Source organism: Streptococcus porcorum (genome assembly GCF_053203725.1).
Genome location: NZ_JBRUDG010000018.1, coordinates 1 through 24,816, shown reverse-complemented (window position 1 = coordinate 24,816; position 24,816 = coordinate 1). Strand labels below are relative to the sequence as shown.

Sequence of the window (24,816 nt, the reverse complement as noted above, 5' to 3'; positions counted from 1 at the left end):
CATTCATTTTATTATTTATTTTTATCAAAGTATTTTTTAGTTTCTTTGATGATAATTGGGGAGAGAACCAGAAGAGCGATGAGGTTTGGAATAGCCATTAGTCCATTAACGATGTCAGCAATAATCCAAATAAGCTCTAGTTTAAGAAAAGCACCGAGTGCTACCATAGTAACAAAAATAATGCGGTAAATAATAATGGATTTTGATCCAAAAAGGAACTCGAAACAACGCTCTCCATAATAGCCCCATCCAAGAATAGTAGTAAAGGCAAATAAAACAAGGCTGATTGTTAAGGCATGCGCTCCTAAGTCAGAAAAGACCGATGAAAATGCAGATTGGGTCAAAGCAGCGCCGTTTAAATTGGTTTTCCATCCATCAGTAACAAGAATGGCAAGACCAGTTAAATTACAAATAATAATAGTGTCAATGAAAGTTCCTGTCATAGAAATTAAACCTTGTTCAACAGGTTCATTTGTTTTGGCAGCAGCTGCGGCAATAGGAGCTGAACCAAGTCCAGATTCATTTGAAAAAATCCCTCGTGCTATCCCAGATTGGATTGCTAACATTACAGTAGCGCCTGCGAAGCCCCCAGTTGCAGCTTTTCCTGTAAAGGCTGATTGGATAACGAGTGCTAGAGTGCTTCCTAGTTTATCAGCATTTACAATTAAAATAGTAGAGGCTGCAAGAACATAGAGGACAGCCATAAAAGGTACAATTTTTGTTGATACATTGGAGATCGTTTGAATCCCTCCAAAGATGATGACAGCAACTAAGATAGCTAAAACAGGTCCTACAATTTGAGGAGAGATTCCAGTAGATGTTTTGATCGAATCAGTGATAGAATTAACCTGTGTAAAGGTCCCAGACCCAAGGAGGGCAACCATTACACCAAAAATGGCAAAAACTATAGCCAGTGGTTTCCATTTTTCTCCCATCCCTATGGTGATATAATACATAGGACCGCCGGCAATTTCTCCATTTTCATCTGTCGTCCGATATTTGATAGCTAATAGACCTTCGGCATATTTAGTTGCCATCCCAAAGAAAGCAGCTGTCCACATCCAAAACAAGGCTCCAGGTCCACCTAATTTAATAGCAGTAGCCACTCCGACGATATTTCCAGTTCCCACGGTAGCTGCTAGAGCTGTACAAAGAGCAGCGAAACTAGAAACATCTCCCTCTCCATCGCTACCTGAAAAAATAAGATGAAATGCTTTTGGTAATTTTAAGACTTGCAGTAAACCAAGTCGGACAGTCAAATAGATCCCAGTCCCGACTAATAAAATTAGCAAAGGAGGACCCCAAACAAAACTGTCAATGGTAGAAAATATATCTAACATATAAACTCCTATTTCTAAATGATAGCTTTTGAAAAAGCTATGAAAATATTTCCAACCTATAATACTACACGAATAAAAGGCGCTTGTCAAATCCCTCTTTTATTAAAAATAGCCGATATCTTCTTTACATGTTAAAAACTCAGATAGAAGATATGGCTTTTCTAGAAGTGACTTATTTTTTATGGAAATATTTTTTTGTTTCCTTAATAATTACGGGTGAAAGGACTAGTAGTGCAATTAAATTAGGTAGAGCCATTAGTCCATTAACGATATCTGCAATAACCCAGATTAGTTCAAGTTTTAAAAAGCCTCCAAGCGCAACCATCGTAATCAAGATGATTCGGTAAATTTTGAGGTGTTTCACTCCGAATAAAAACTCAAAACAACGCTCGCCATAGTAACTCCATCCTAGAATTGTAGTGAAAGCAAATAGGACCAAACAAATTGTTAAGGCAAGTTCGCCTGGTGTTCCAAAGATACTTCCAAATGCGGCCTGTGTCAAAGGAGCTCCCTCAAGTCCTTCAACAGTCCATTTTCCTGTGACAAGAATGGAAAGACCAGTCAATGTACAGATGATAATGGTATCAATAAAGGTACCTGTCATAGAGATCAAACCTTGTTCAACAGGTTCATTTGTTTTAGCGGCAGCTGCGGCAATAGGAGCAGATCCAAGCCCAGATTCATTTGAAAATACGCCACGCGCAATCCCTCTTTGAATTGCTTCTTTAACAGTTGCTCCAGCAAAACCACCAATAGCAGCACTTTTAGTAAAAGCACTTTTGAAAACTAATTCTAGTGACGGGATGATTTGATCACTGTAGGTAAAGATAACCGCTAAAGTTGCAACGATATAGAGAATGGCCATAAATGGAACAACCTTTGTTGAGACGTTAGAGATAGATTCAATCCCTCCGAAAATGATAATAGCTACAATAATGGCAATGACAATACTAACAATTTGTGGAGACAATCCAAAGCTATTTTCAAGTGATGAGGTAATAGAGTTTACTTGAGAGAAAGTTCCAATTCCTAAAAAGGCAACCAATACGCCTGCAACTGCAAAGAAGATAGCTAATGGCTTCCACTTTTGTCCCATACCGAGAAGAATGTAGTGCATTGGTCCTCCAGACACTTTACCTTCAGCATCTTTTGAGCGAAACTTAATCGCTAAAAGTCCCTCAGCATATTTTGTTGCCATTCCAAAGAAAGCAGCCACCCACATCCAAAACAGAGCTCCTGGCCCACCAGATTTAATAGCAGTCGCAACCCCGACGATATTTCCTGTTCCAACAGTTGCAGCCAGAGCAGTTGCTAGTGCAGCAAAACTTGAAATGTCACCTTCGCCTTTATCATCAACAAAGATAAGTTTAAAGGCTTTTGGTAATCTTGTAACCTGTAAAAGCCCCAAACGAACTGTCAGATAAATTCCAGTACCCACTAATAAAACAAGTAAGGGAGCTCCCCAAACAATGTTATCAATAGCGGTAAAAAATTCCAACATATAAAATCTCCTTATGTACGATTGGTTTTAAACAAGAAAAAGAGGCTATCTTTCGATACCTCTGGATAAATCGTCATAAAAGGCTACACAAAAAATCTAGTTTGATCTAGTTTTTTTTCTATACCTCTTCTGTCCTTTTGCCTGAGAGATTGAGCAGTATGCCTTGCCCCTTCGGCGCCAAAAATGGTCTCTCCAGAAGTCCGTCGGTTAATCAGTCCCATCTAGAATGATCTAGATACCTGAGAGTATAACTCCTTCGGTGAAAGGCGAACCTTTCTCTCCTGAAAAACGTCAATCGCTTATTAAATTAATATACGTTCTATCATATATAAAGTTTTAATGTTTGTCAATAGTCTTTTAAACTCTTTTATGATGCTATTGAAGAATGGTAAATTGACATGGATTCTGATATTTTATAGAAAAAGTGGTAAAATAGTAAGGATTATTTTTGTTAACAGAAGTCTGTTGAAAGAAAAAGGAAAGGAATATTTAGTTACGGTAGCTAAATAGGGAAGTTATTTTAGAAAGTTGACTTTTTAAAGTATCAGCCCTTTGTATAATATTATGAATCCATTATTAAACGGTATGAATGACAAGCAGGCAGAAGCGGTGATGACGACTGAGGGACCGCTTTTGATTATGGCAGGAGCAGGGTCTGGAAAGACAAGAGTATTAACGCATCGCATCGCTTATCTTATTGATGAAAAAATGGTGAATCCGTGGAATATCTTAGCGATTACCTTTACCAATAAAGCAGCACGTGAAATGAGGGAACGAGCCATGCTGTTAAATCCAGCGACACAAGAGACCTTGATTGCGACCTTTCACTCCATGTGTGTGCGTATTTTACGTCGAGATGCAGATCATATTGGCTACAATCGTAATTTTACCATCATAGATCCAGGTGAACAAAGAACCTTAATGAAGCGTATTATTAAGCAGCTCAATCTTGATCCTAAAAATTGGAATGAGCGTTCGATCTTAGGAACAATTTCAAACGCTAAGAATGATTTATTGGATGAACGTGCTTATGAACACCAAGCATCTGATATGTACACCCAAGTTGTTGCTAAGTGTTATAAAGCTTATCAGGAAGAGTTACGTCGTAGCGAGGCCATGGATTTTGATGATTTAATTATGATGACCTTGCGCTTATTTGATCAACATCCAGATGTTTTAGCTTATTATCAGCAACGCTACCAATATATTCATGTGGATGAATACCAAGATACCAACCATGCGCAATATCAATTGGTCAAACTTTTAGCTTCTCGATTTAAAAATATTTGTGTGGTTGGAGATGCAGACCAGTCAATTTATGGTTGGCGTGGAGCAGATATGCAAAATATTTTGGATTTTGAAAAAGATTACCCAGAAGCTAAGGTGGTCTTATTGGAAGAGAATTATCGCTCGACTAAAAAAATCCTTCAAGCTGCTAATGATGTGATTAAAAACAATTATAACCGTCGTCCCAAGCGCTTATGGACACAAAATGCAGACGGCGAAGCTATTGTGTATTTTCGTGCACGCGATGAGCAAGAAGAAGCTGTTTTTGTTGCCAGCAAGATCGACAATATGGTGACCTCATCTGGTAAAAATTTCAAAGATTTTGCTGTGCTTTATCGCACGAATGCGCAATCTCGTACGATTGAGGAGGCGCTTTTAAAGTCTAATATTCCTTATACCATGGTTGGAGGAACCAAATTCTATAGTCGTAAAGAAATTCGTGATGTCATTGCTTATCTCAATGTGATATCAAACCCCAGTGATAATATCAGTTTTGAACGTATTGTGAATGAGCCTAAGCGTGGTGTTGGTCCAGGAAGTTTGGATAAACTTCGTCTTTTTGCTCAAGAACAGCAACTCTCTCTTTTAGATGCAGCTGAAAATATTTTAATTTCTCCTTTACGTGGGAAAGCTGCGCAAGCAGTTGGCGAGCTAGCTAACATTCTATTTGATATCCGTGATGGTTTAGATCAACTCTCCATTTCAGAGGTTGTTGAGCAGGTGTTAGAACGGACAGGTTACTTAGAATCTCTTAAAGTACAAAATACTCTAGAGAGTCAAGCAAGGGTAGAAAATATCCAAGAATTTTTATCTGTGACCAAAAATTTTGATGATAAGGCATCAGAGACATCAGAGGGGGAGACAGGATTGGAGCGTTTGAGTCGTTTCTTGAATGATTTGGCTTTGATTGCTGATACTGATGATGGAGATACTGAGACAGCTGAGGTGACCTTGATGACGCTTCATGCTGCCAAAGGGTTAGAGTTTCCAGTTGTCTTTTTGATTGGAATGGAAGAAGGGGTATTTCCTTTGTCTCGTGCAACAGAAGATAGAGATGAGCTGGAGGAAGAACGACGTTTGGCTTATGTTGGTATTACTCGTGCTGAGGAGGTTCTTTATTTGACCAATGCTAATAGCCGTACGCTTTTTGGGCGGACAAGTTACAATCGTCCAACGCGATTTATTAAAGAGATCAGTGAGGAATTATTGAGCTATGACGGTCTAGCTCGCCCAGCTCAAACCTCTTTTATTGCAAGCTCTAAGGGTAGTGGGGAATCTTTTGCCAAAGGAATGAGCTTGCAAGAGGCCCTTCAACAACGTAAGGCAAGTGCTGCACCTAGACCATTCACACAAGCTTCATCTAAAATATCAGACCATTGGAAAGTTGGGGATGTTGCCCATCATAAAAAGTGGGGTGATGGAATAGTTCTCGAAGTCTCTGGACAAGGACAGGCACAAGAGTTAAAAATTAAGTTTTCAGAAGTAGGATTGAAAAAGCTACTGGCCAGTGTAGCTCCGATTGAAAAAAAATAATCTGTTAGCCTATTATATTTTGTAGAAAGCATATCTAGTTCTTCCACCAACTAGATATGCTTTTTGTTTAAATTTTTTATTATATCAAAAAAATAAAACTTTTTTGTTGACATTATGTTACAAAAGTATTACTATATACTTAAGGTCAGTGAAGGTCAAAAGGTTAGTTTTGGTCAAAACTACCGAATTCAGATAATGGGATCTGGATGATTAATGTATAGAAAAATATAAGAGGTAATGATGATGACAAACAGAAATAATCAATTTGACAGATTTGGAAACATGGATGATATTTTTAACCAATTGATGGGGAATATGGGTGGTTATAACACTGAGAGTCGTCGTTATTTAATTAACGGCCGTGAGGTAACACCAGAAGAATTTGCCTATTATCGTCAAACAGGACAACTTCCACAGTATGAGGGAGTTGAAGCACAAAAAACATCTCATAAAGCATTAAAATCAGATGGTATTCTGGCTAAACTTGGACGTAACTTGACTGAAGAAGCACGTCTAGGTTTGCTTGATCCGGTGATTGGTCGAAATAAAGAAATCCAAGAAACGTCAGAAATCTTGGCACGTCGAACAAAAAACAATCCAGTCTTAGTGGGAGATGCAGGCGTTGGTAAAACAGCTGTTGTTGAAGGTTTGGCACAAGCTATTGTTCACGGAGATGTTCCTGCTGCGATTAAAGGTAAGGAGTTAATTTCTATTGATATCTCTGGTTTGGAAGCGGGAACTCAATATCGTGGTAGCTTTGAGGAGAATATTCAAAATCTTGTGAGTGAAGTTAAGGAAGCTGGGAATATTATTTTATTTTTCGATGAGATTCACCAAATTTTAGGAGCAGGTAATACTGGTTCAGATAGTGGTTCAAAAGGTTTAGCAGATATTATTAAACCCGCTCTTTCTCGGGGAGAATTAACCATCATTGGTGCTAGTACAGAGGATGAATACCGCAATACAATCTTGAAAAATGCAGCACTAGCAAGACGGTTCAACGAAGTAAAAGTGAAAGCACCGTCTGCAGAGGATACATTAAAAATCTTGCAAGGTATTCGCTCACTATATGAAGAACACCATAATGTTATTTTGCCAGATGAGGTTCTAAAAGCAGCAGTGGATTATTCTATCCAGTACATCCCACAACGTAGTCTTCCTGATAAAGCCATAGATTTGGTAGATGTTACGGCAGCACACCTTGCAGCACAACATTCTGTAACAGATGTTCATACCCTTGAAGAAGAAATTGCTAAAGAACGATCAAAACAAGAGGATGCAGTTGAAAAACAAGATTATGAGACAGCATTAAACAGCAAGGTTCGCATCGAAGAATTGCAAAAACAAATCGAGAATCATACTGAAACTCAAAAAACAAAAGCCACAATCAATGATGTGGCAGAATCCGTTGAGCGTATGACAGGTATTCCTGTTTCTAATATGGGGTCAAGTGATATTGAGCGCTTAAAAGAACTTAACAGCCGCTTAAAAGGAAAAGTAATCGGGCAAGATCAAGCTGTTGAGATGGTCGCACGAGCAATTCGTCGTAATCGTGCAGGATTTGATGATGGTAATCGTCCGATTGGTAGTTTCTTATTTGTTGGTCCAACTGGAGTTGGTAAGACTGAGTTAGCTAAACAATTAGCAATTGATTTATTTGGTACCAAGGATGCCATTATCCGTTTAGATATGTCTGAGTTTTCAGATCGTACAGCTGTTTCTAAATTGATTGGGACAACGGCAGGTTATGTAGGATATGATGATAACAGTAATACTCTAACCGAGCGTGTTCGTCGCAACCCTTATTCTATTGTTCTTCTTGATGAAATTGAAAAAGCAGATCCTCAAGTGATTACCCTATTACTTCAAGTTTTGGATGACGGGCATTTAACAGATGGTCAAGGTAATACTGTTAACTTTAAAAATACCGTTATTATTGCAACATCAAACGCTGGATTTGGTTTAAATCAAGTATCAGATGACGATGAGGAGCAAAAAATTATGGACCGGATTGCACCTTACTTCCGTCCAGAGTTCCTAAATCGCTTTAATGGTGTTATTGAGTTTAGCCACTTAAGTAAAGAGGATCTTGGTGAAATTGTTGATTTGATGTTATCAGATGTCAACCGCACTTTGGCAAGAAAAGATATTACACTTGAAGTGACAGATGAAGCTAAGGCTTACTTAATCGACAAGGGGTATGATAAAGCAATGGGAGCAAGACCTCTTCGTCGGGTAATTGAACAAGATATTAGAGATCGTGTGACTGATTTTTATCTTGATCATTTAGAAGCTAAACATCTAGTCGCTACTCTAAAAAATGGTGAAATGACGATTGAGGAGAAAAAAGCCTAAAATCAAAGACAGGGGTGTTTCGACACTCCTATTTTTGTTGTTTTCTGAAAACTGTGTTAGAATATTTGGAAGGAGGCAATCATGTATTTTATTTTCGATTTAGATGGAACCCTGTGCTTTGATGGTTTCTCAATGGATAGTTCCATCAAGGATGTTTTGGAAAAAGCAGAGCAATATGGACATCAAGTTGGTTTTGCTTCGGCTAGATCTTATCGTGATTGTTTAGGGATTTTAGGAGACAGCCTCAGTCAGCGATTGGTGGTTGGACTAAATGGAGGTTTAGTCTTTAACGGTGGTCGAATTTTTAAAGATAAGGTACTTGATAAGCAAGCCTTTAAGACAATCTTATCTTGGTGTCAAGCCTATAATCTCCCTTATTTCGTTGACAATGATTTTAATTACAGCACTTCACTAAAAGAAAAGATTCCTTTCATTTCTAGTGTTGACCCGCTTCATCTAGCAAAAGAAGTGTCTTTGGAGAAGTTGGAGCACCCGATCAAGATGGTGATTTATATGGGAGATCATGAAGACTTGGTAGATTCTCTGTTGGCAGATGTTAGAGAATTGGCTTGTCTTGATTTTTCTTATCATGAGCATGAGAAGTGCCTTTATATCAATCCCTATGGTGTGAATAAAGCCACAACATTGATGGAGGTGTTAAAGGCTCCCTATGTGGCTTTTGGAAACGATCAAAATGATATTGAGTTTTTCAAACACTCCTTATATGCTGTTCAGATTGGAAAATATGCCCCTTTAGTCCCCTATGCTGATGAGCAACTAATCGTCAAGGAGGAGCAACCATATCTAATCGCTCAGAAAATAGAAGAACTCTTCAAACTATTTAAAAATTAACTGTTGAGAGGATATGGTTATAAAAATCAAGATAAGGAGGAAGAAATGTCCATTTGGGAACGCACCATAAAATTAGCCCTAGCTACAGGGCTATCCATTTTTATGGCTCAGAAATTAGGTTTTCTTTACGCAACATCAGCTGGAATTATTGCTATACTAAGTGTATTAGATACACGACGGACGTCGTTTAAAATGGCACGACAACGATTATTTTCAGCTATTTTAGCTTTAATTTTAGGAGCGGTGGCATTTGGTATCTTGGGTTACCATATTCCTGCGGTTATTGTTTATCTTCTGATTTATGTTCCAATAGCTTATCGCTATCAATTAGAGGCAGGAATAGCACCAAGTACTGTTCTTGTAACACACTTGTTGTTAGAAAAAAGTATTGCTTGGTCATGGTTAATAAATGAGCTGGGACTTTTTATCATCGGTGCAGGGGTAGCTCTGTTATTTAATTTATATATGCCGTCGCGACAAAATGAAATTTTAGACTACCATGAACGGGTTGAAGAACAGTTAAAAAAGATTCTATTACGGTTTAATAGTTTTTTGTTAAAAGGTGATGGTACAAATGATGCCCAACTCATCAAGGAGTTGGAGGTTATGTTACAAGATGCTCTAGCTTTGGTCTATCTTGATAGACGTAACCAATTGTTTAATCAAACTAATTATCAGGTGCATTATTTTGAAATGCGTATTGCGCAAACAAAAGTATTACGTCAAATGGCTGAAAATATCAATCATTGTCACCTAAAAAGTGATGAGAGTTTAATTTTGGCTCAGTTATTCCAAGAAACAGCTGAACAGTTAAGTCAAGAAAATCCAGCTCAAGATCTCCTAGATGCTATTGAGCATTTTTTACAACGCTTTAGAAAAAGGGACTTACCTAAGACCAGAGAGGAGTTTGAGACAAGAGCAACCTTATTTCAACTTCTACATGATATGGAGCATTTTATACAACTAAAAGTTGATTTTTACCAAGACTATAAGTCAGAGAAGGTCTAGTTGACCTTTTTTTGATACAATAATATCAAGTGAGACAATTACGTTTTTTTGAAGTGACGATTTACTGTTAGAAGATAAAACTTTCAAATTAGTAGAAAAAAATATGGAGGGAATATGCACAATATTACTTGTCCCCACTGCGGGACTGCCTTTCAAGTTAACGAAACAGAGTATAGTCAACTATTAGCTCAGGTGCGTGGCTCAGAGTTTGATAAAGAAGTCCATGAGCGTCTGGCACGTGAAACAGAGTTATTAAAGGAGAAGGCACAACGCAACCTAGAAGATAGACTAGCTAATAAAGATAGGGAGATTTTGGAATTACAGGCTAGCTTAGAGGCTTTAGATGTGAAAAAGGAGCTTCAGTTTGAGAAAAAATTGGCTGAAAAAGATAAGGCATTAGCTGACCTTCAATCTAAGTTAGAGAAATTAAGTTTAGAAAAAGATCAAGAACATCAAGCAGTTATGTCGGCTCTAGAAAAGGAACGTGATGCTGCTCAAAGCGCTCTTCTTTTACAAGAGCAAAAGCAAGAGTTAGCCTTAGCTACCAGTCGCCAAGAGTATGAAGTTCAGTTAAAAGTTGCAAATGAACAGGTAGAATTTTATAAAAACTTTAAAGCCCAGCAATCTACAAAAGCTATCGGTGAGAGTTTAGAGCTATATGCAGAAGCAGAATTTAATAAGGTACGCCATCTAGCTTTTCCTAATGCCTACTTTGAAAAGGACAATCAACTCTCTGACAGGGGATCAAAAGGGGATTATATCTATCGTGAGTCGGATGAAAATGGTGTCGAGATTCTCTCCATCATGTTTGAAATGAAAAATGAAGCAGATGACACTGTCAAAAAACATAAAAACGAGGACTTTTTCAAGGAGCTAGACAAGGATAGAAGAGAAAAAAATTGTGAGTATGCTGTCTTGGTTTCAATGCTAGAATCTGATAATGACTATTACAATACGGGCATCGTGGATGTCAGTCACAAGTATGAGAAGATGTATGTAGTTCGTCCTCAGTTTTTCATTCAGCTGATTGGGCTTTTGCGAAATGCTGCGCTCAATAGTTTAAAATATAAACAAGAATTAGCTTTGGTGAAAGAACAACATATTGATATCACGCATTTTGAGGAGGATCTCGAAACCTTTAAGACAGCTTTTGCCAAAAACTACCATTCTGCAAGTAAAAATTTCCAAAAAGCTATTGAGGAAATAGATAAATCCATTAAACGAATGGAGGCGGTTAAGGCGGCGCTGACAACATCAGAGAATCAATTGAGGCTTGCCAATAATAAGCTAGAAGACGTTTCTGTTAAGAAATTGACCAGAAAAAACCCGACTATGCGTGAAAAGTTTGAGGCGCTGCAGGAGGAGTGAGTGATGATTAGAGCATTTGAAAATGAGGATTTTACTGCTTGTGTGCCATTAATGGTCGAATTAGGTTATCCGGTAGATGAGTTGGACCTAGAGTCAAGATGGTTGAATTTGTTGAAACAACCCGATTATCATTTGTTTGTAGTTGAGGAAAATAATCAAATCCTTGGTTTTGTTGGATTTCACAAAATGTATTTTTTTGAAACAGATGGTGCATACTGTCGTATTCTTGCATTGGTAGTATCAGATAAGCATCGTCGAAAGGGGTTAGCGACCAAATTAGTAGATGCTGTTTCAGATTTTGCCAAGTCAAATGGCTGTATTGCTTTAGCCTTGAATTCAGGTTTAACTGAGCAGCGTTCTGGAGCGCATCAATTCTATGAACAATACGGTTTTTCAAAGCAGACAATAGGATTTGCCTATTGGTTGAAATAAGGTAATAACCTATGAATAATCTAATAGAGTTTAATCCACCTGTTGCAGAGATTATCAACCAGAACTCAGAAGTCAAGGATATTCTCGTTGACCTGCACAATGGTAGCCACCCATTGAAAACAAGATTTTCAAACGAACTCCAATCCAGATTGGACGTCATGTGGAGCTCTGCCATTCTTCCAAAATATTGGAAAAACCTAGGAAGATTTTTGAATGGCTCCGCACAGAATAAAGAGATCAGGTGACCATGTTATCTATAGGACTGCGCGTGATGAACAGGGGGAGTCTCAAGATATCTCAGAATACGTCCAAGATCTCCATCTGTCTTTTAGGATTAACAATGATTTTTTATTGGGAAATCTAAATCATGCCGGACCGCCGACAAGAACGGTTCTTTGTGTTATAATAAAAACATGATTTCAGGAATTATTAATTTAAGAAAAGTAGCGGGGATGACCTCGCACGATGCTGTTTTTAAACTTCGAAAAATTTTAAAGGAAAAAAAGATTGGTCATGGGGGGATACTTGATCCAGATGTGACAGGTGTTTTACCTATTGCAGTTGGGAAAGCGACGCGCGTGATTGAGTATATGACAGAGGCAGGAAAAGTCTACGAGGGAGAAATCACGATTGGTTTTTCTACAACGACAGAAGATACCTCAGGAGAGGTTGTTGAGATGACACCCGTTAGTGACTTGAGCGAGACGGCAATTGATGCAGTGATGGCGGATTTTGTGGGAGACATTACGCAAATTCCTCCGATGTACTCGGCAGTAAAAGTTAATGGTCGAAAGCTTTATGAGTATGCGCGTGCTGGTGAGACAGTTGATAGACCAGAGCGTCAGGTAACTATCTACGAATTTGTCCGTACCTCACCAGTTACTGTAGCAGATGGCAAAGCTGTGTTTACTTTCCGAGTAGCCTGTAGCAAAGGGACTTATGTCCGCACCTTATCAGTAGATTTAGGGAAACAATTAGGGTATGCGAGCCATATGTCAGCCTTAAAAAGAACTGCTTCAGCAGGGTTGGAACTACAAGATTCTCTAACCTTAGAGCAGATAGAAGAAAAAGTAGCTAAACAAGATTTTTCGTTTTTACTTCCTATGGAGTACGGTGTGGGGGATATCCCTCGTGTTGAATTGACAGAAGAACAGATGACGGAGATTAGTTTTGGTCGCTTCATCCAATTGGATTGTCAAGAAGAGTTGGTAGCAGCTTTTAGAGATGGCAAGGTCTTAGCGATCTTAGAAAGACGTCACCAAGACTATAAACCTAGGAAAGTGCTAGTGTAGAGAGAAGAGTTTATTTCTTCTCTTTTTTTCTAAGTGTGGTACAATAAATTTATGAAAATATTTCACATTAAAGATGAAAATGATATTCATCAAAAAGAAGAAACGGTCCTAGTTCTAGGATATTTTGATGGTCTTCATCGAGGACATAAGGAACTTTTTGATCAAGCTCGACTCATTGCCGATAAAAAAGGACTTAAAGTGGCAGTTTTAACTTTTCCAGAATCTCCAAAGTTAACATTTGCTCGCTTTGATCCCGAACTCCTCTTACATATTGTTTCTCCGCAAAAACGTTTGGAGAAATTTGAGGAATACGGTGTTGACTATCTTTATTTTGTTGACTTCACTAGCCAATTTGCTGGTGTCAGCTCTGATGATTTCATTCATAAATATATAGAAAATCTACGTGCTAATACGGTGGTAGCTGGCTTTGATTATCATTTTGGTCATAATCGGACAAGTTGTGCTTATCTCCAACGAAACTTTTCGGGACAAGTGGTGATTGTTTCTGAGCAAACCTCAGGAGACGAAAAAATTAGTTCTACCCGCATTCGTCAATTGATCAAAAACGGTCAAGTTGCTGAAGCTAATCATCTTTTGGGATATCACTTTTCAACTCGTGGTATCGTGGTGCATGGTGATGCAAGAGGGAGAACGATTGGCTATCCAACAGCAAATTTTTCTCCAATTGATCGAACCTATTTACCAAAAGATGGTGTCTATATTACAGACGTTATCCTATCAGGAAAGAAATATCGTGCGATGACGAGTGTTGGAAAAAATGTGACTTTTGATGGTACTGAATTGCGACTTGAAGCACATATTTTTGATTTTGAAGGTGATTTATATGGGAATACTATAGAGGTTGTTTGGCTGGATAAAATTCGAGACATGGTAAAATTTAAAGGAATTGATGAGCTAGTGACTCAATTAAAAGTAGATGAGCAACTCGCAAGAAATTACGAAAAAGTATAGCTCAATAGCTAAAAAAAAGGTATAATATAAGTAGAGTAGGAAATATTAAAAAGAGGCTCCATTATGATTACCTTATTTTTATCACCCAGCTGTACTAGTTGCCGTAAGGCGAGAGCCTGGTTATCTGCACATGAAGTGCCTTATCAAGAGCATAATATTATTACAAATCCTTTGACACCACAGGAATTGCTGTCCATTTTATCTTTTACAGAAAATGGGACAGAAGATATTATTTCTACGCGTTCAAAGGTTTTTCAAAAATTAGATGTCGATGTTGAGGAGATGTCTGTATCGGAGTTGATCCAGTTGATAGCAGACTATCCAAGTTTATTAAGACGTCCTATTATCATGGATAGTAAGCGCATGCAAATCGGATTTAACGAAGATGAGATTCGTGCCTTTTTATCGCGTGATTACAGAAAACAAGAGTTGCGCCAAGCGACCATTAGAGCTGAAATTGAGGGAAGAGATGAAAGATAATTATTCTTATCCACTTAATTTGTCATGGAGCACTGAGGAAATATCGTCAGTGCTTCATTTTTTGAATCAAGTGGAGTTAGCTTATGAAAAGGGAGTTAGAGCCGAAGAACTTTTAAAAAGCTATCAAATGTTCAAAGAAATTGTTAGAAGTAAAGCGGAAGAAAAGCAAATTGATCGGGATTTCAAGAGTGTTTCAGGGTACTCGACCTATCAGGTAGTGAAATGTGCTCAAGAAAAAGGGAAAGGGATGCTGAAACTTGGAGACTAAATTTGAATTTGCAAAAAGCCTAATCAAAGAAGCAGGTGCTTTGGTTAAAGAAAGTATGAAAAACCCTCTAGAGATTGCTAGTAAGAGTCAGTTTGATGATTTGGTAACTAATGTTGATCAAGCTACTCAGCAGTTTTTAGTGGAACAGATAAAGTTATATTATCCCAATGATTTTATCTTAGCAGAAGAAGGTCATCTTCTTCACCCTATTGATGAGGGAAATGTTTGGGTATTAGATCCAATTGATGGTACGGTTAATTTTGTGTCCCAAGGTCAAGATTTTGCGATTATGCTAGCTTATTATGAAGCAGGTGTTGGGCAATTTGGGATTATTTATAACTTAATGGACGATCAGCTTTATGCAGGTGGTGGGGTATTTCCTGTTACGTTAAATGGTCAGGAGTTATCACCATACAAAGATAAGCCGATTAGTCAGTTTCTTATTGCGGCAAATAGCGGTATGTATGCTCATAATACTATGGGAGTTGGTGAGCTGATTAAACAGAGTTTGGGTCTTCGTGTGTATGGTAGTGCTGGTATTAGTATGAGCCGTGTTCTAGAAGGAAAGTTGATGGCTTACTTCTCTTGTATCTATCCTTGGGATTATGCTGCAGCATCTATTATGGGAGAAAGTCTTGGCTATGTTACACTGACAATGACAGGTGAACATCCTGATTTTCGTACTCGTCAAGCGATTATGTTTGTTCCGAAAGATAAATTGACCTTGATACAGTCTGTGGTGAATGAGCATAGTTAATCTGTTAGATGAAAGAGTGAAATTGTCACCTTAGGAATGAAAGTGTCAATTATCCACTCTCTTTTTTATGAAAAAATATCCAATAAAAAACTATAATGGAGTAAATAATAGAAATAAATGAAGTTTCCAGATACATTTATAAAAAAATATCAACAATTATTAGGAGATGAAGCCGAGGCTTTTTTTAAAACATTTGACCAAGAAGCAATTTCAGCTTTTAGAATCAATCCCTTAAAAGCCAATATCAAAAAATTTGATACCCCAATTAACAATATGCCTTGGTCTTATTATGGAAAAGTGTCAGGAAAATCTAGCGATCATGTGACGGGCTTAGTCTATTCCCAAGAACCTGCAGCACAGATGGTTGCCCAGGTTGCCTCACCTAAAAAAGGAATGAAGGTACTAGATTTAGCTGCAGCACCTGGAGGAAAAACCACTCATCTTCTTTCCTATCTAGACAATACGGGGATTTTGGTGAGTAATGAAATCAATCACAAAAGAAGTAAGATTCTAGTTGAAAATGTTGAACGATTTGGTGCAAGAAATGTTGTGATTACTAATGAAAGTGCTACTCGATTAGCTAAAGTCTTTCCAAATTATTTTGATCTCATTGTCTTAGATGCTCCTTGTTCAGGAGAGGGGATGTTTCGTAAGGATCCTGCGGCTATTCAATATTGGAATGAGGATTATCCTAGCCAATGTGCAAAAGTACAACAAGAAATTTTACGAGATGCCTTAGATATGTTAGCACCGGGAGGGAGTATCGTTTATTCCACATGTACTTGGTCACCAGAAGAAAATGAAGATATTGTCCGTTGGCTTATGGAAATTGATTATAACTTAAGTTTAGAAATGATTCCTAAAGAAAATGGGATGGTTTCTGGCATTGATATGCCAGAGGTGGCTCGGATGTATCCACATCGTTTCAAGGGTGAGGGACAATTTGTTGCTAAGTTAAGGGATACACAAACACACCAAACATCTAGTAAGCTAAAGAGTGCTCGAACCAATCTCACTAGAGAACAGGTGCAGTTGTGGGAGGAGTTTTATCGTCGGAAAGTCAATACTGATTTAAGCGGGGTGCTTCAAGTTTTTGGTGAACAACTTTATTTGTTACCAAATCATCTTCCTGATTTAAGTCAACTTAAAATTGCAAGAAATGGGCTACATCTTGGAACCTTTAAGAAAAAGCGTTTTGAACCGAGCTTTGCTTTAGGCTTAGCGTTACATCCAGATGAAGTGGATCAAGTGATTGAAATGACTCAAGAGGATTTTAAAAAATATGTTTCAGGACAAACTGTTAGTCTCCCCAAATCCTATGCAAATGATTGGTACTATATCGCAATAGAAGGCAATGGAATAGGATTTGCAAAGGTGGTTGACAAAACCCTAAAGAATGCCTTTCCAAAAGGTTTGCGATTTAGTTAAAAAGTCTTTCCAAAAGTTATTAACTATGGTATAGTGGAAGGTGGAAAGTTGGTTGCTTTTATAGAAGAAACTTTCTAAAAATACTTTCACTTTGAAAGGAAAAATATATTGAAAAAGAAACATAAACTAGCCTTGACGGCTCTTGTTTGTCTATTGGGCATAGGTCTTTCTGCATGTTCAAGTTGGATTGATAAAGGTGAGTCTATTACAGCAGTTGGCTCAACCGCCCTCCAGCCTCTTGTTGAAGGAGCGGCCGATGAATTTGCCAGTGCTAATCTTGGAAAAACCATCAATGTCCAAGGTGGAGGCTCGGGTACAGGTTTGTCGCAAGTACAATCAGGTGCTGTTCAAATCGGTAATAGTGATTTGTTCGCAGAAGAAAAAGATGGTATTGATGCAGAGGCATTGGTCGATTATCAGGTTGCCGTTGCAGGGCTAGCCGTTATCACAAACAAGAATGTTGATGTATCTGATTTGACCACGGAACAGTTGAGAAAAATTTTTACAGGTGAATACACCAACTGGAAACAAGTTGGTGGGAAAGACTTGGAGATTTCTATTATTAACCGTGCATCAAGTTCAGGTTCTCGCGCCACCTTCGATAGCATTATTATGGATGGTCAAACAGCCAAACAAAGCCAAGAGCAAGATTCTAACGGTATGGTAAAATCCATTGTATCGCAAACTCCAGGTGCGATTTCTTACTTGTCATTTGCTTATGTTGATGATTCAGTTAAGAGTTTGAAGCTAAATGGTTTTGAACCTACAGCTGAGAATGTGGCAACGAATGATTGGCCAATTTGGTCTTATGAACATATGTACACTAAAGGGGAAGCAACAGGTTTGACAAAAGAATTTTTAGAGTACATGATGAGTGAAGAAATTCAAAAAGGTATTGTGGTAAGCATGGGCTACATTTCAATCCATGATATGAAAGTAACCAAAAATGCTGACGGTACTGTGACAGAAAAATAATAAAGAACTATTCACTTGAATAGTTGTGTGAGGAGCAATTGTGAAAAATCAAGAACTTGCAAAAAAATTATTGTCACCTTCAAAAAACTCTCGCTTAGAAAAATTTGGTAAAGCTATAACATTTTTCTGTTTGGCGTTGATTGTTTTTATTGTGGCAATGATTCTTATCTTTGTTGCACAAAAAGGTCTATCGACTTTCTTTGTTGACAAAATTAATCCATTTGATTTCTTATTTGGAAAAGAATGGCAACCTAGTGTGAAAGACGCTTCAGGCAAACCTTATCTTGGTGCCCTTCCAATGATTATGGGTTCTTTCATTGTGACTATTTTATCTGCTTTAATCGCAACACCATTTGCTATTGGTGCGGCAGTCTTTATGACAGAAATTTCACCTAAATACGGTGCTAAAATTCTTCAACCAGCGGTTGAACTTTTAGTAGGGATCCCATCTGTCGTATATGGATTTATTGGTCTTCAGGTCGTAGTACCATTTGTCCGATCTATCTTCGGAGGAACTGGTTTTGGTATTTTATCAGGGGTATTTGTACTTTTTGTTATGATCTTACCAACCGTTACCTTTATGACGGTAGATAGTCTTAAGGCTGTTCCTAGACATTACAAGGAAGCCAGTCTAGCCATGGGAGCGACACGTTGGCAAACTATTTGGCGTGTCATTTTAAATGCAGCTAGACCAGGAATTTTCACGGCAGTCATCTTTGGTATGGCGCGTGCTTTCGGAGAAGCTTTAGCGATTCAAATGGTAGTGGGTAACTCAGCAGTTATCCCAACCTCTCTAACAACGCCAGCAGCAACTTTAACCTCTGTCTTAACGATGGGGATCGGTAATACCGTTATGGGAACAGTTCAAAATAATGTACTTTGGTCTCTGGCCTTGGTTCTCTTGGTGATGAGCTTGGCCTTTAATATGCTAGTAAAAATGATTACAAGAGAAAGAAAGAAAAACTATGCACGCTAAAAAAATAAATAAATTGGCAACAGGTATTTTATATGCCATTGCTACAATTATTGTTACCATTCTGACCTCTCTCATTCTTTTTATTCTTGTTAGAGGGTTACCTCATGTAAGCTGGTCTTTCCTAACAGGACGTTCCTCTTCTTACCAAGCAGGTGGGGGGATTGGAATTCAACTCTATAATTCCTTCTTCCTTTTAGTCGTAACTCTTTTGATTTCAGTTCCTCTATCAATGGGAGCGGGAATCTATCTTTCAGAGTATGCTAAAAAAGGTCCATTAACCAACTTTATTCGTACTTGTATCGAAATTTTGTCTTCTCTTCCATCAGTTGTTGTGGGGCTATTTGGTTATTTAATCTTTGTTGTACAGTTTGAGTATGGCTTTTCAATTATTTCTGGTGCCCTAGCACTCACTGTCTTTAACCTTCCACAAATGACACGAGGTGTAGAAGATAGTTTACGTACTGTTCACCATACACAACGCGAGGCAGGCTTGGCTTTAGGGTTGTCAAGATGGGAAACAGTAGTTCATGTCGTTATTCCAGAAGCACTTCCAGGTATTGTTACAGGTATTGTCTTGGCTTCTGGACGTATTTTTGGAGAAGCAGCAGCACTGATTTATACAGCAGGTCAATCTGCACCTGCACTAGATTGGTCTAACTGGAATCTCTTTAGTGTAACAAGTCCAATTTCTATCTTCCGTCAAGCCGAAACACTTGCTGTACACATCTGGAAAGTAAATAGTGAGGGGACAATTCCTGATGCGACAGAGGTTTCTGCTGGAAGTGCTGCAGTTCTATTGATTTTCATTTTAATTTTCAATATTTCTGCACGTCGAATTGGTAGCTTCTTACATAAGAAACTGACATCAGCTTAAACAGAATTTAGATTTTCGAGAAAAAAGATAGGCTCTATCTTGCTTAAACAAGGCTTTGATGTCCTACTTTCTTCTCGATTTTTTATTAAAAAGGAGAAACATTGTGGCTGACTATAATTGGAATGAAAGACATATTATTACTTTTCCTGAGGAAAAAGTAGCCCTATCAACAAAAGATTTGCATGTCTATTATGGTGGCAAAGAAGCAATCAAAGGTATAGATATGCAGTTTGAAAAAAATAAGATTACCGCTCTGATTGGACCATCTGGTTGTGGGAAATCAACTTATTTGCGGAGTCTTAATCGCATGAATGACACGATTGATATCGCTAAAGTGACAGGTGAAATTTTATACGAAGGCATTGATGTTAATAAACCTGAAATGAATGTCTATGAAGTTCGTAAACATATCGGAATGGTTTTTCAACGCCCTAATCCATTTGCAAAATCCATCTACCGTAATATTACATTTGCTCATGAACGTGCAGGTGTTAAAGATAAAAATGTTCTAGATGAAATTGTTGAGACTTCTTTAAAACAAGCGGCCCTGTGGGATCAAGTGAAGGATAACTTACATAAGTCAGCATTTACTTTATCAGGTGGTCAACAACAAAAATTATGTATTGCTCGAGCTATTGCAGTAAAACCTGATATTCTGTTGATGGATGAGCCTGCCTCAAACTTAGATCCAATTGCTACAATGCAACTTGAGGAGACCATGTTTGATCTTAAAGAAAATTATACGATTATCATAGTAACCCATAATATGCAGCAAGCGGCTCGTGCTAGTGATTATACTGCGTTCTTTTATTTGGGAGACCTGATTGAATACGATAAAACAACCAATATCTTCCAAAATGCTAAACTTCAATCAACAAACGATTATGTTTCAGGACGTTTTGGTTAGAGAGGAACAATATGACAGAACCTATTATTAGTGTCAGAGATTTATCTGTGTACTATAAAAAGAAAAAAGCATTAAATACAGTTTCTTTGGACATTTATCCAAATGAAATTATTTCTTTAATTGGACCTTCAGGTTCTGGAAAATCTACACTTTTGCGATCTATTAATCGTATGAATGATCTTAATCCAGAAGCGACCTTAACAGGTTCAATTGTTTATAATGGACATAATATTTATAGTCCACGAACAGATACTGTTGATTTACGAAAAGAAATCGGTATGGTATTCCAACAACCCAATCCTTTTCCGATGTCCATATATGAAAATGTTGTTTATGGCCTTCGCTTAAAGGGGATTAAAGATAAGGCGATTCTAGATGAAGCTGTTGAAACCTCATTGAAGGGTGCCTCTATTTGGGATGAAGTGAAAGATCGTTTGCATGATTCAGCACTTGGATTATCTGGTGGTCAACAACAACGTGTTTGTATTGCTCGTACCTTAGCCACTAGTCCAAAGGTTATTTTACTTGATGAACCAACGTCTGCCTTGGATCCTATTTCAGCAGGAAAAATTGAAGATACACTGTATGGCTTGAAAGATGACTATACATTAATTATTGTGACGCGCTCTATGCAGCAAGCCTCACGTATCTCGAAACGAACAGCCTTTTTCCTTGATGGAAATTTGGTAGAATACGGTGATACTAAAGACATGTTCTTAAATCCTAAACATAAGGAAACAGAAGATTATATTACAGGTAAGTTTGGATAGAAAAGATAAAGGAAGAGAAAGAAGATGTTAAGAACACAATTTGAAGAAGAATTAGATAAATTACATAATCAATTTTATGTGATGGGAACTGAGGCACTCTCACAATTTAAAAAGTCTTTGCGTAGCTTTGTAACACATGATCGTGATTTGGCAAATGAAGTGATTGCAAATGATGAAAAGATTAATGAGTATGAAGTAAAACTTGAGAAAAAATCGCTTGAAATCATTGCTCTACAGCAGCCTGTTTCACATGATTTACGTACTGTTATTACTGTATTAAAGGCATCTAGTGATATTGAGCGTATGGGAGATCATGCAGTATCAATGGCACATGCGACTATCAGTACTAAAGGTGAGAAACGTCTTCCTGAAGTAGAGAAAGAAATCGCCAAAATGGGTGCAGCCGTTAAAGTGATGATTGAAGAAGCGCTTAATGCTTATATTCATGCTGATGAAACTAAAGCACGCGAAATTGCAGCATCTGATGACAATATTGATGTTTATTTCCGTGAAATTCAATCTTTGACCGTTGAAGAAATTAAAAAGAACCCTGATGCTATTGTTACTGGAAAAGATTACTTCCAAGTAATCATGTACTTAGAACGTATTGGTGATTATGCTCGTAATATTTGTGAGTGGGTAGTTTATCTTAAAACTGGAAAAATTATTGAATTATAATTTTTTAGAAAATAGCTCAGGGATAAAGGGAGAATTATGGAAACAGTTGAACAGTTTATCGAAAAGTTTATTCCAGAAAATTATAATATCTTCTTAGATATTAATCGATCTGAAAAAACATTTGTTGGAAATGTGGCTATTGCAGGGGAGGCTTTGGATAACCACATCTCACTTCATCAGAAAAATTTACGGATAGATTCTGTAAAATTAGATAATCAAGAGCTCTCTTATCGATTGGATGATGCTAATGAAGCGCTTCATATTGACTTACCTGAAACGGGTACCATGACTTTGATTCTTGAATTTGCAGGCAAGATTACAGATAATATGACTGGGATTTATCCGTCTTATTATACTGTTGAGGGTAGAAAAAAAGAAGTGATTTCTACACAATTTGAAAGTCATTTTGCACGTGAAGCCTTTCCATCTATAGATGAGCCAGAGGCTAAGGCAACCTTTGATTTATCTATCAAATTTGATCAAGAAGAAAATGAAATTGTTTTATCCAATATGCCAGAGATCAATCAAGATCTACGAAAAGAAACAGGTGTATGGACCTTTAAAACAACACCTAGAATGTCTTCTTATCTACTGGCTTTTGCAATAGGAGATTTACAGGGCAAAACTGCTAAGACACAAAATGGAACAGAAGTTGGTATTTTTTCAACCAAAGCTCATCCATTAACTTCTCTTGATTTTTCTTTGGATATTGCAGTACGCATTATCGAGTTTTATGAATCCTACTACGGAGTAAAATATCCAATTCCTTTGTCTTATCATGTGGCTTTACCTGACTTTTCAGCAGGAGCTATGGAGAACTGGGGACTTGTAACTTATCGCGAAGTTTATTTATTGGTAGATGAAAATTCAACAGCACTTAGTCGTCAGCAAGTTGCTTTAGTCGTTGCCCATGAGTTAGCTCATCAATGGTTTGGGAATCTCGTTACCATGAAATGGTGGGATGACTTGTGGCTGAATGAAAGTTTCGCTAATATGATGGAATATGTCTCTCTTGACGCTATTGAGCCGAACTGGAATATCTTTGAAGATTTTCAAACAACAGGTGTTCCTTTGGCTTTACAAAGAGATGCGACTGACGGTGTTCAATCGGTTCATGTAACAGTTAATCATCCTGATGAAATTAATACTTTATTTGATCCTGCTATTGTTTACGCAAAAGGTAGTCGCCTCATGCATATGTTACGTCGTTGGTTGGGAGATAAGGATTTTGCTTCTGGCTTAAATCGCTATTTTGAAACCTTCCAATATGGTAATACGGTAGGTCGAGATTTATGGAAAGCCTTATCAGATGCAAGTGGTAAAAATGTTGCTAATTTTATGGATGCTTGGTTGGAACAGCCAGGTTATCCTGTAGTAACAGCATGTGTTGAAAATGACACTTTAATTTTGACCCAAAAGCAATTCTTTATTGGTGAGCATGAGGATAAGGGAAGAATTTGGCAAATCCCACTTAACAGTAATTGGGAAGGCATCCCAGATTTGTTAACCACGGAACGCTTAGAAATCCCTAACTTCTCTGAGTTAGCTACAGTAAATAAATCAGCTTTTCGTTTAAATACAGAAAATACAGCACATTATATCACGAATTATGAGGGTATCTTATTAGATGATGTGATGGCCAATCTTCATGATCTAGATAAAACGTCAAAACTGCAACTTATCCAAGATAGACGCCTTCTGGCTGAATCTGGTCAGATTTCTTATGCTGAACTAATTCCTTTACTATTAAAATTAAAAGATGAAACCTCTCATATGGTTGTTACGGCAATGGTACAAGTAACAAATGGTTTATCTAAATTTATTGATGAAGGAACAGCATCAGAAGAGGATTTCAAGGCACTGATAGAAGCCATTCATGCTTATAATTTTGAACGTTTAGGATTTGAAAAAATATCTGGCGAATCAGATGAAGATGAATTTGTCCGTCAAAGTGTTTTAAATGCGATGATTTACGCAGAAAACACTATTGCGGTAGATAAAGCTAAGATAATTTTTGAGGAGTATAAAGAAGATATTGAGTCTATCCCAGCTTCTATTCGATTATATATCTTGATTAACCAAATTCGTCAATTTGAATCCGAAGAGCTTGTGAAACTTTATTTAGATACTTATGTTAAAACGAATAATGGTGTTTTCCGTCGTCAATTAGCTCAAGCACTCTCTTATACACAAGATTCTAAAAATATCCAGTATTTACTTGATGGGTTGAAGGATAAAGATATTGTTAAACCACAAGATCTTGCGATGAGTTGGTATCACCCACTCTTATCCAGAAGCTTTACACAAGAAGTTACTTGGACTTGGGCTCGTGAAAATTGGGAGTGGATCAAAGCTACTTTAGGTGGCGATATGAGTTTTGATAAATTTGTTATCTATCCTGCAAATATTTTTAAAACAGAGAAGCGTTTAGAGGAGTATAAAGCCTTCTTTGAGCCACAGCTCAATGATTTATCAATTAGTCGAAATATTATGATGGGAATAAAAGAAATTTCAGCACGAATTAACTTAATCTCTAGAGAAAAAGAGTTAGTTGAGGAAACACTTTCAAATGTGTTGAAAAATAGAATTCTTTAGGAGTTATTTACTTTAGCTCTATCTCTAACACCTCAAAAGAGAGGCTCTTTGTCAACTGTAGTGGGTAGATGAAAAGCTAACACCTAGAGAGGACGAAATTCGTTCTCTCTTTCTTTATGTTCAAGGCAATCAAAATCCGTTTTTTAAAGTTTTCAAAGTTCCTGAAAC

20 protein-coding genes, 2 pseudogenes and 1 riboswitch are annotated in these 24,816 nt (G+C 37.5%); of the genes and pseudogenes, 20 read left to right on the top strand and 2 right to left on the bottom strand.

What is annotated here, in order from left to right; all coding sequences use genetic code 11:
• Positions 1-11 precede the first annotated feature (11 nt).
• Together ACVRWY_RS05955 and ACVRWY_RS05950 are read right to left on the bottom strand one after the other, a co-directional pair.
• On the bottom strand, positions 12-1,340 hold the full coding sequence (locus tag ACVRWY_RS05955; RefSeq protein WP_354369061.1) for an alanine/glycine:cation symporter family protein: 1,329 nt from the start codon (positions 1,338-1,340) through the stop codon (positions 12-14).
• Positions 1,341-1,512: 172 nt separating this feature from the next.
• Entirely contained in the window at positions 1,513-2,841 is a 1,329-nt protein-coding gene (locus tag ACVRWY_RS05950; protein ID WP_354369059.1) for an alanine/glycine:cation symporter family protein, read from the bottom strand.
• 119 nt (positions 2,842-2,960) lie between these two features.
• Positions 2,961-3,047: riboswitch (glycine riboswitch) on the bottom strand.
• A gap of 358 nt (positions 3,048-3,405) precedes the next feature.
• Here ACVRWY_RS05950 and pcrA point away from each other — a divergent pair.
• The 20 genes and pseudogenes from pcrA to ACVRWY_RS05850 all read left to right on the top strand — a co-directional run bounded on the left by pcrA (position 3,406) and on the right by ACVRWY_RS05850 (position 24,648).
• Entirely contained in the window at positions 3,406-5,661 is a 2,256-nt protein-coding gene (gene pcrA, locus ACVRWY_RS05945; protein WP_354369057.1) for a DNA helicase PcrA, read from the top strand.
• A gap of 243 nt (positions 5,662-5,904) precedes the next feature.
• A complete protein-coding gene (locus tag ACVRWY_RS05940) occupies positions 5,905-8,016 on the top strand; it encodes an AAA family ATPase (protein WP_354369055.1) in 2,112 nt (703 codons plus the stop codon).
• Positions 8,017-8,097: 81 nt separating this feature from the next.
• The gene (locus ACVRWY_RS05935; RefSeq protein ID WP_354369053.1) at positions 8,098-8,868 is read left to right on the top strand and encodes an HAD-IIB family hydrolase; all 771 of its coding nucleotides are present in this window, start codon (positions 8,098-8,100) and stop codon (positions 8,866-8,868) included.
• 45 nt (positions 8,869-8,913) lie between these two features.
• The gene (locus tag ACVRWY_RS05930; protein ID WP_354369051.1) at positions 8,914-9,876 is read left to right on the top strand and encodes an aromatic acid exporter family protein; all 963 of its coding nucleotides are present in this window, start codon (positions 8,914-8,916) and stop codon (positions 9,874-9,876) included.
• Positions 9,877-9,990: 114 nt separating this feature from the next.
• Positions 9,991-10,210: pseudogene (locus tag ACVRWY_RS05925) on the top strand (DUF2130 domain-containing protein); the annotation flags it as partial.
• Positions 10,211-10,347: 137 nt separating this feature from the next.
• Positions 10,348-11,244: pseudogene (locus ACVRWY_RS05920) on the top strand (DUF2130 domain-containing protein); the annotation flags it as partial.
• A gap of 3 nt (positions 11,245-11,247) precedes the next feature.
• A complete protein-coding gene (locus tag ACVRWY_RS05915) occupies positions 11,248-11,676 on the top strand; it encodes a GNAT family N-acetyltransferase (RefSeq protein WP_354369047.1) in 429 nt (142 codons plus the stop codon).
• Between the two features lie 413 nt (positions 11,677-12,089).
• On the top strand, positions 12,090-12,968 hold the full coding sequence (truB, locus tag ACVRWY_RS05910; protein ID WP_354369045.1) for a tRNA pseudouridine(55) synthase TruB: 879 nt from the start codon (positions 12,090-12,092) through the stop codon (positions 12,966-12,968).
• 51 nt (positions 12,969-13,019) lie between these two features.
• Complete coding sequence (locus ACVRWY_RS05905; RefSeq protein ID WP_354369043.1) at positions 13,020-13,940, top strand: bifunctional riboflavin kinase/FAD synthetase; 921 nt, start codon at positions 13,020-13,022, stop codon at positions 13,938-13,940.
• Between the two features lie 63 nt (positions 13,941-14,003).
• Positions 14,004-14,420 carry a Spx/MgsR family RNA polymerase-binding regulatory protein gene (locus ACVRWY_RS05900; RefSeq protein WP_354369041.1) on the top strand — a complete coding sequence of 139 codons (417 nt, stop codon included), beginning with the start codon at positions 14,004-14,006 and terminating at the stop codon, positions 14,418-14,420.
• A complete protein-coding gene (locus ACVRWY_RS05895; protein WP_354369039.1) occupies positions 14,410-14,688 on the top strand; it encodes a UPF0223 family protein in 279 nt (92 codons plus the stop codon). The genes ACVRWY_RS05900 and ACVRWY_RS05895 overlap by 11 nt, the downstream gene beginning before the upstream one ends.
• Complete coding sequence (locus tag ACVRWY_RS05890; protein ID WP_354369037.1) at positions 14,678-15,445, top strand: inositol monophosphatase family protein; 768 nt, start codon at positions 14,678-14,680, stop codon at positions 15,443-15,445. The genes ACVRWY_RS05895 and ACVRWY_RS05890 overlap by 11 nt, the downstream gene beginning before the upstream one ends.
• A gap of 117 nt (positions 15,446-15,562) precedes the next feature.
• Positions 15,563-16,873, top strand: coding sequence for an RsmF rRNA methyltransferase first C-terminal domain-containing protein (locus tag ACVRWY_RS05885; protein WP_354369035.1), 1,311 nt, complete (start codon positions 15,563-15,565; stop codon positions 16,871-16,873).
• Between the two features lie 108 nt (positions 16,874-16,981).
• Positions 16,982-17,848 (top strand): phosphate ABC transporter substrate-binding protein PstS family protein, encoded by an 867-nt coding sequence (locus ACVRWY_RS05880; protein ID WP_354369033.1) that lies wholly within the window; start codon positions 16,982-16,984, stop codon positions 17,846-17,848.
• A 40-nt stretch (positions 17,849-17,888) separates the two neighbouring features.
• Entirely contained in the window at positions 17,889-18,824 is a 936-nt protein-coding gene (pstC, locus tag ACVRWY_RS05875; protein WP_354369031.1) for a phosphate ABC transporter permease subunit PstC, read from the top strand.
• Positions 18,814-19,698 (top strand): phosphate ABC transporter permease PstA, encoded by an 885-nt coding sequence (gene pstA, locus ACVRWY_RS05870; protein ID WP_354369029.1) that lies wholly within the window; start codon positions 18,814-18,816, stop codon positions 19,696-19,698. Before pstC ends, pstA begins: the two co-directional genes overlap by 11 nt.
• A 103-nt stretch (positions 19,699-19,801) precedes the next feature.
• The gene (gene pstB, locus ACVRWY_RS05865; RefSeq protein ID WP_354369027.1) at positions 19,802-20,605 is read left to right on the top strand and encodes a phosphate ABC transporter ATP-binding protein PstB; all 804 of its coding nucleotides are present in this window, start codon (positions 19,802-19,804) and stop codon (positions 20,603-20,605) included.
• A gap of 11 nt (positions 20,606-20,616) precedes the next feature.
• Entirely contained in the window at positions 20,617-21,375 is a 759-nt protein-coding gene (gene pstB / locus ACVRWY_RS05860; RefSeq protein WP_354369025.1) for a phosphate ABC transporter ATP-binding protein PstB, read from the top strand.
• 24 nt (positions 21,376-21,399) lie between these two features.
• On the top strand, positions 21,400-22,053 hold the full coding sequence (phoU, locus tag ACVRWY_RS05855) for a phosphate signaling complex protein PhoU (RefSeq protein WP_354369023.1): 654 nt from the start codon (positions 21,400-21,402) through the stop codon (positions 22,051-22,053).
• Between the two features lie 36 nt (positions 22,054-22,089).
• Entirely contained in the window at positions 22,090-24,648 is a 2,559-nt protein-coding gene (locus tag ACVRWY_RS05850; protein ID WP_354369021.1) for a M1 family metallopeptidase, read from the top strand.
• The last annotated feature ends 168 nt before the right edge of the window (positions 24,649-24,816 follow it).

What these genes read in the sequence shown, in the direction of transcription:
- ACVRWY_RS05955 (WP_354369061.1), bottom strand. Translation starts at nt 1,340, where the DNA reads ATGTTAGATATATTTTCTACCATTGACAGTTTTGTTTGGGGTCCTCCT.
- ACVRWY_RS05950 (WP_354369059.1), bottom strand. Translation starts at nt 2,841, where the DNA reads ATGTTGGAATTTTTTACCGCTATTGATAACATTGTTTGGGGAGCTCCC.
- pcrA (WP_354369057.1), top strand. Translation starts at nt 3,406, where the DNA reads ATGAATCCATTATTAAACGGTATGAATGACAAGCAGGCAGAAGCGGTG.
- ACVRWY_RS05940 (WP_354369055.1), top strand. Translation starts at nt 5,905, where the DNA reads ATGACAAACAGAAATAATCAATTTGACAGATTTGGAAACATGGATGAT.
- ACVRWY_RS05935 (WP_354369053.1), top strand. Translation starts at nt 8,098, where the DNA reads ATGTATTTTATTTTCGATTTAGATGGAACCCTGTGCTTTGATGGTTTC.
- ACVRWY_RS05930 (WP_354369051.1), top strand. Translation starts at nt 8,914, where the DNA reads ATGTCCATTTGGGAACGCACCATAAAATTAGCCCTAGCTACAGGGCTA.
- ACVRWY_RS05915 (WP_354369047.1), top strand. Translation starts at nt 11,248, where the DNA reads ATGATTAGAGCATTTGAAAATGAGGATTTTACTGCTTGTGTGCCATTA.
- truB (WP_354369045.1), top strand. Translation starts at nt 12,090, where the DNA reads ATGATTTCAGGAATTATTAATTTAAGAAAAGTAGCGGGGATGACCTCG.
- ACVRWY_RS05905 (WP_354369043.1), top strand. Translation starts at nt 13,020, where the DNA reads ATGAAAATATTTCACATTAAAGATGAAAATGATATTCATCAAAAAGAA.
- ACVRWY_RS05900 (WP_354369041.1), top strand. Translation starts at nt 14,004, where the DNA reads ATGATTACCTTATTTTTATCACCCAGCTGTACTAGTTGCCGTAAGGCG.
- ACVRWY_RS05895 (WP_354369039.1), top strand. Translation starts at nt 14,410, where the DNA reads ATGAAAGATAATTATTCTTATCCACTTAATTTGTCATGGAGCACTGAG.
- ACVRWY_RS05885 (WP_354369035.1), top strand. Translation starts at nt 15,563, where the DNA reads ATGAAGTTTCCAGATACATTTATAAAAAAATATCAACAATTATTAGGA.
- pstA (WP_354369029.1), top strand. Translation starts at nt 18,814, where the DNA reads ATGCACGCTAAAAAAATAAATAAATTGGCAACAGGTATTTTATATGCC.
- pstB (WP_354369025.1), top strand. Translation starts at nt 20,617, where the DNA reads ATGACAGAACCTATTATTAGTGTCAGAGATTTATCTGTGTACTATAAA.
- phoU (WP_354369023.1), top strand. Translation starts at nt 21,400, where the DNA reads ATGTTAAGAACACAATTTGAAGAAGAATTAGATAAATTACATAATCAA.
- ACVRWY_RS05850 (WP_354369021.1), top strand. Translation starts at nt 22,090, where the DNA reads ATGGAAACAGTTGAACAGTTTATCGAAAAGTTTATTCCAGAAAATTAT.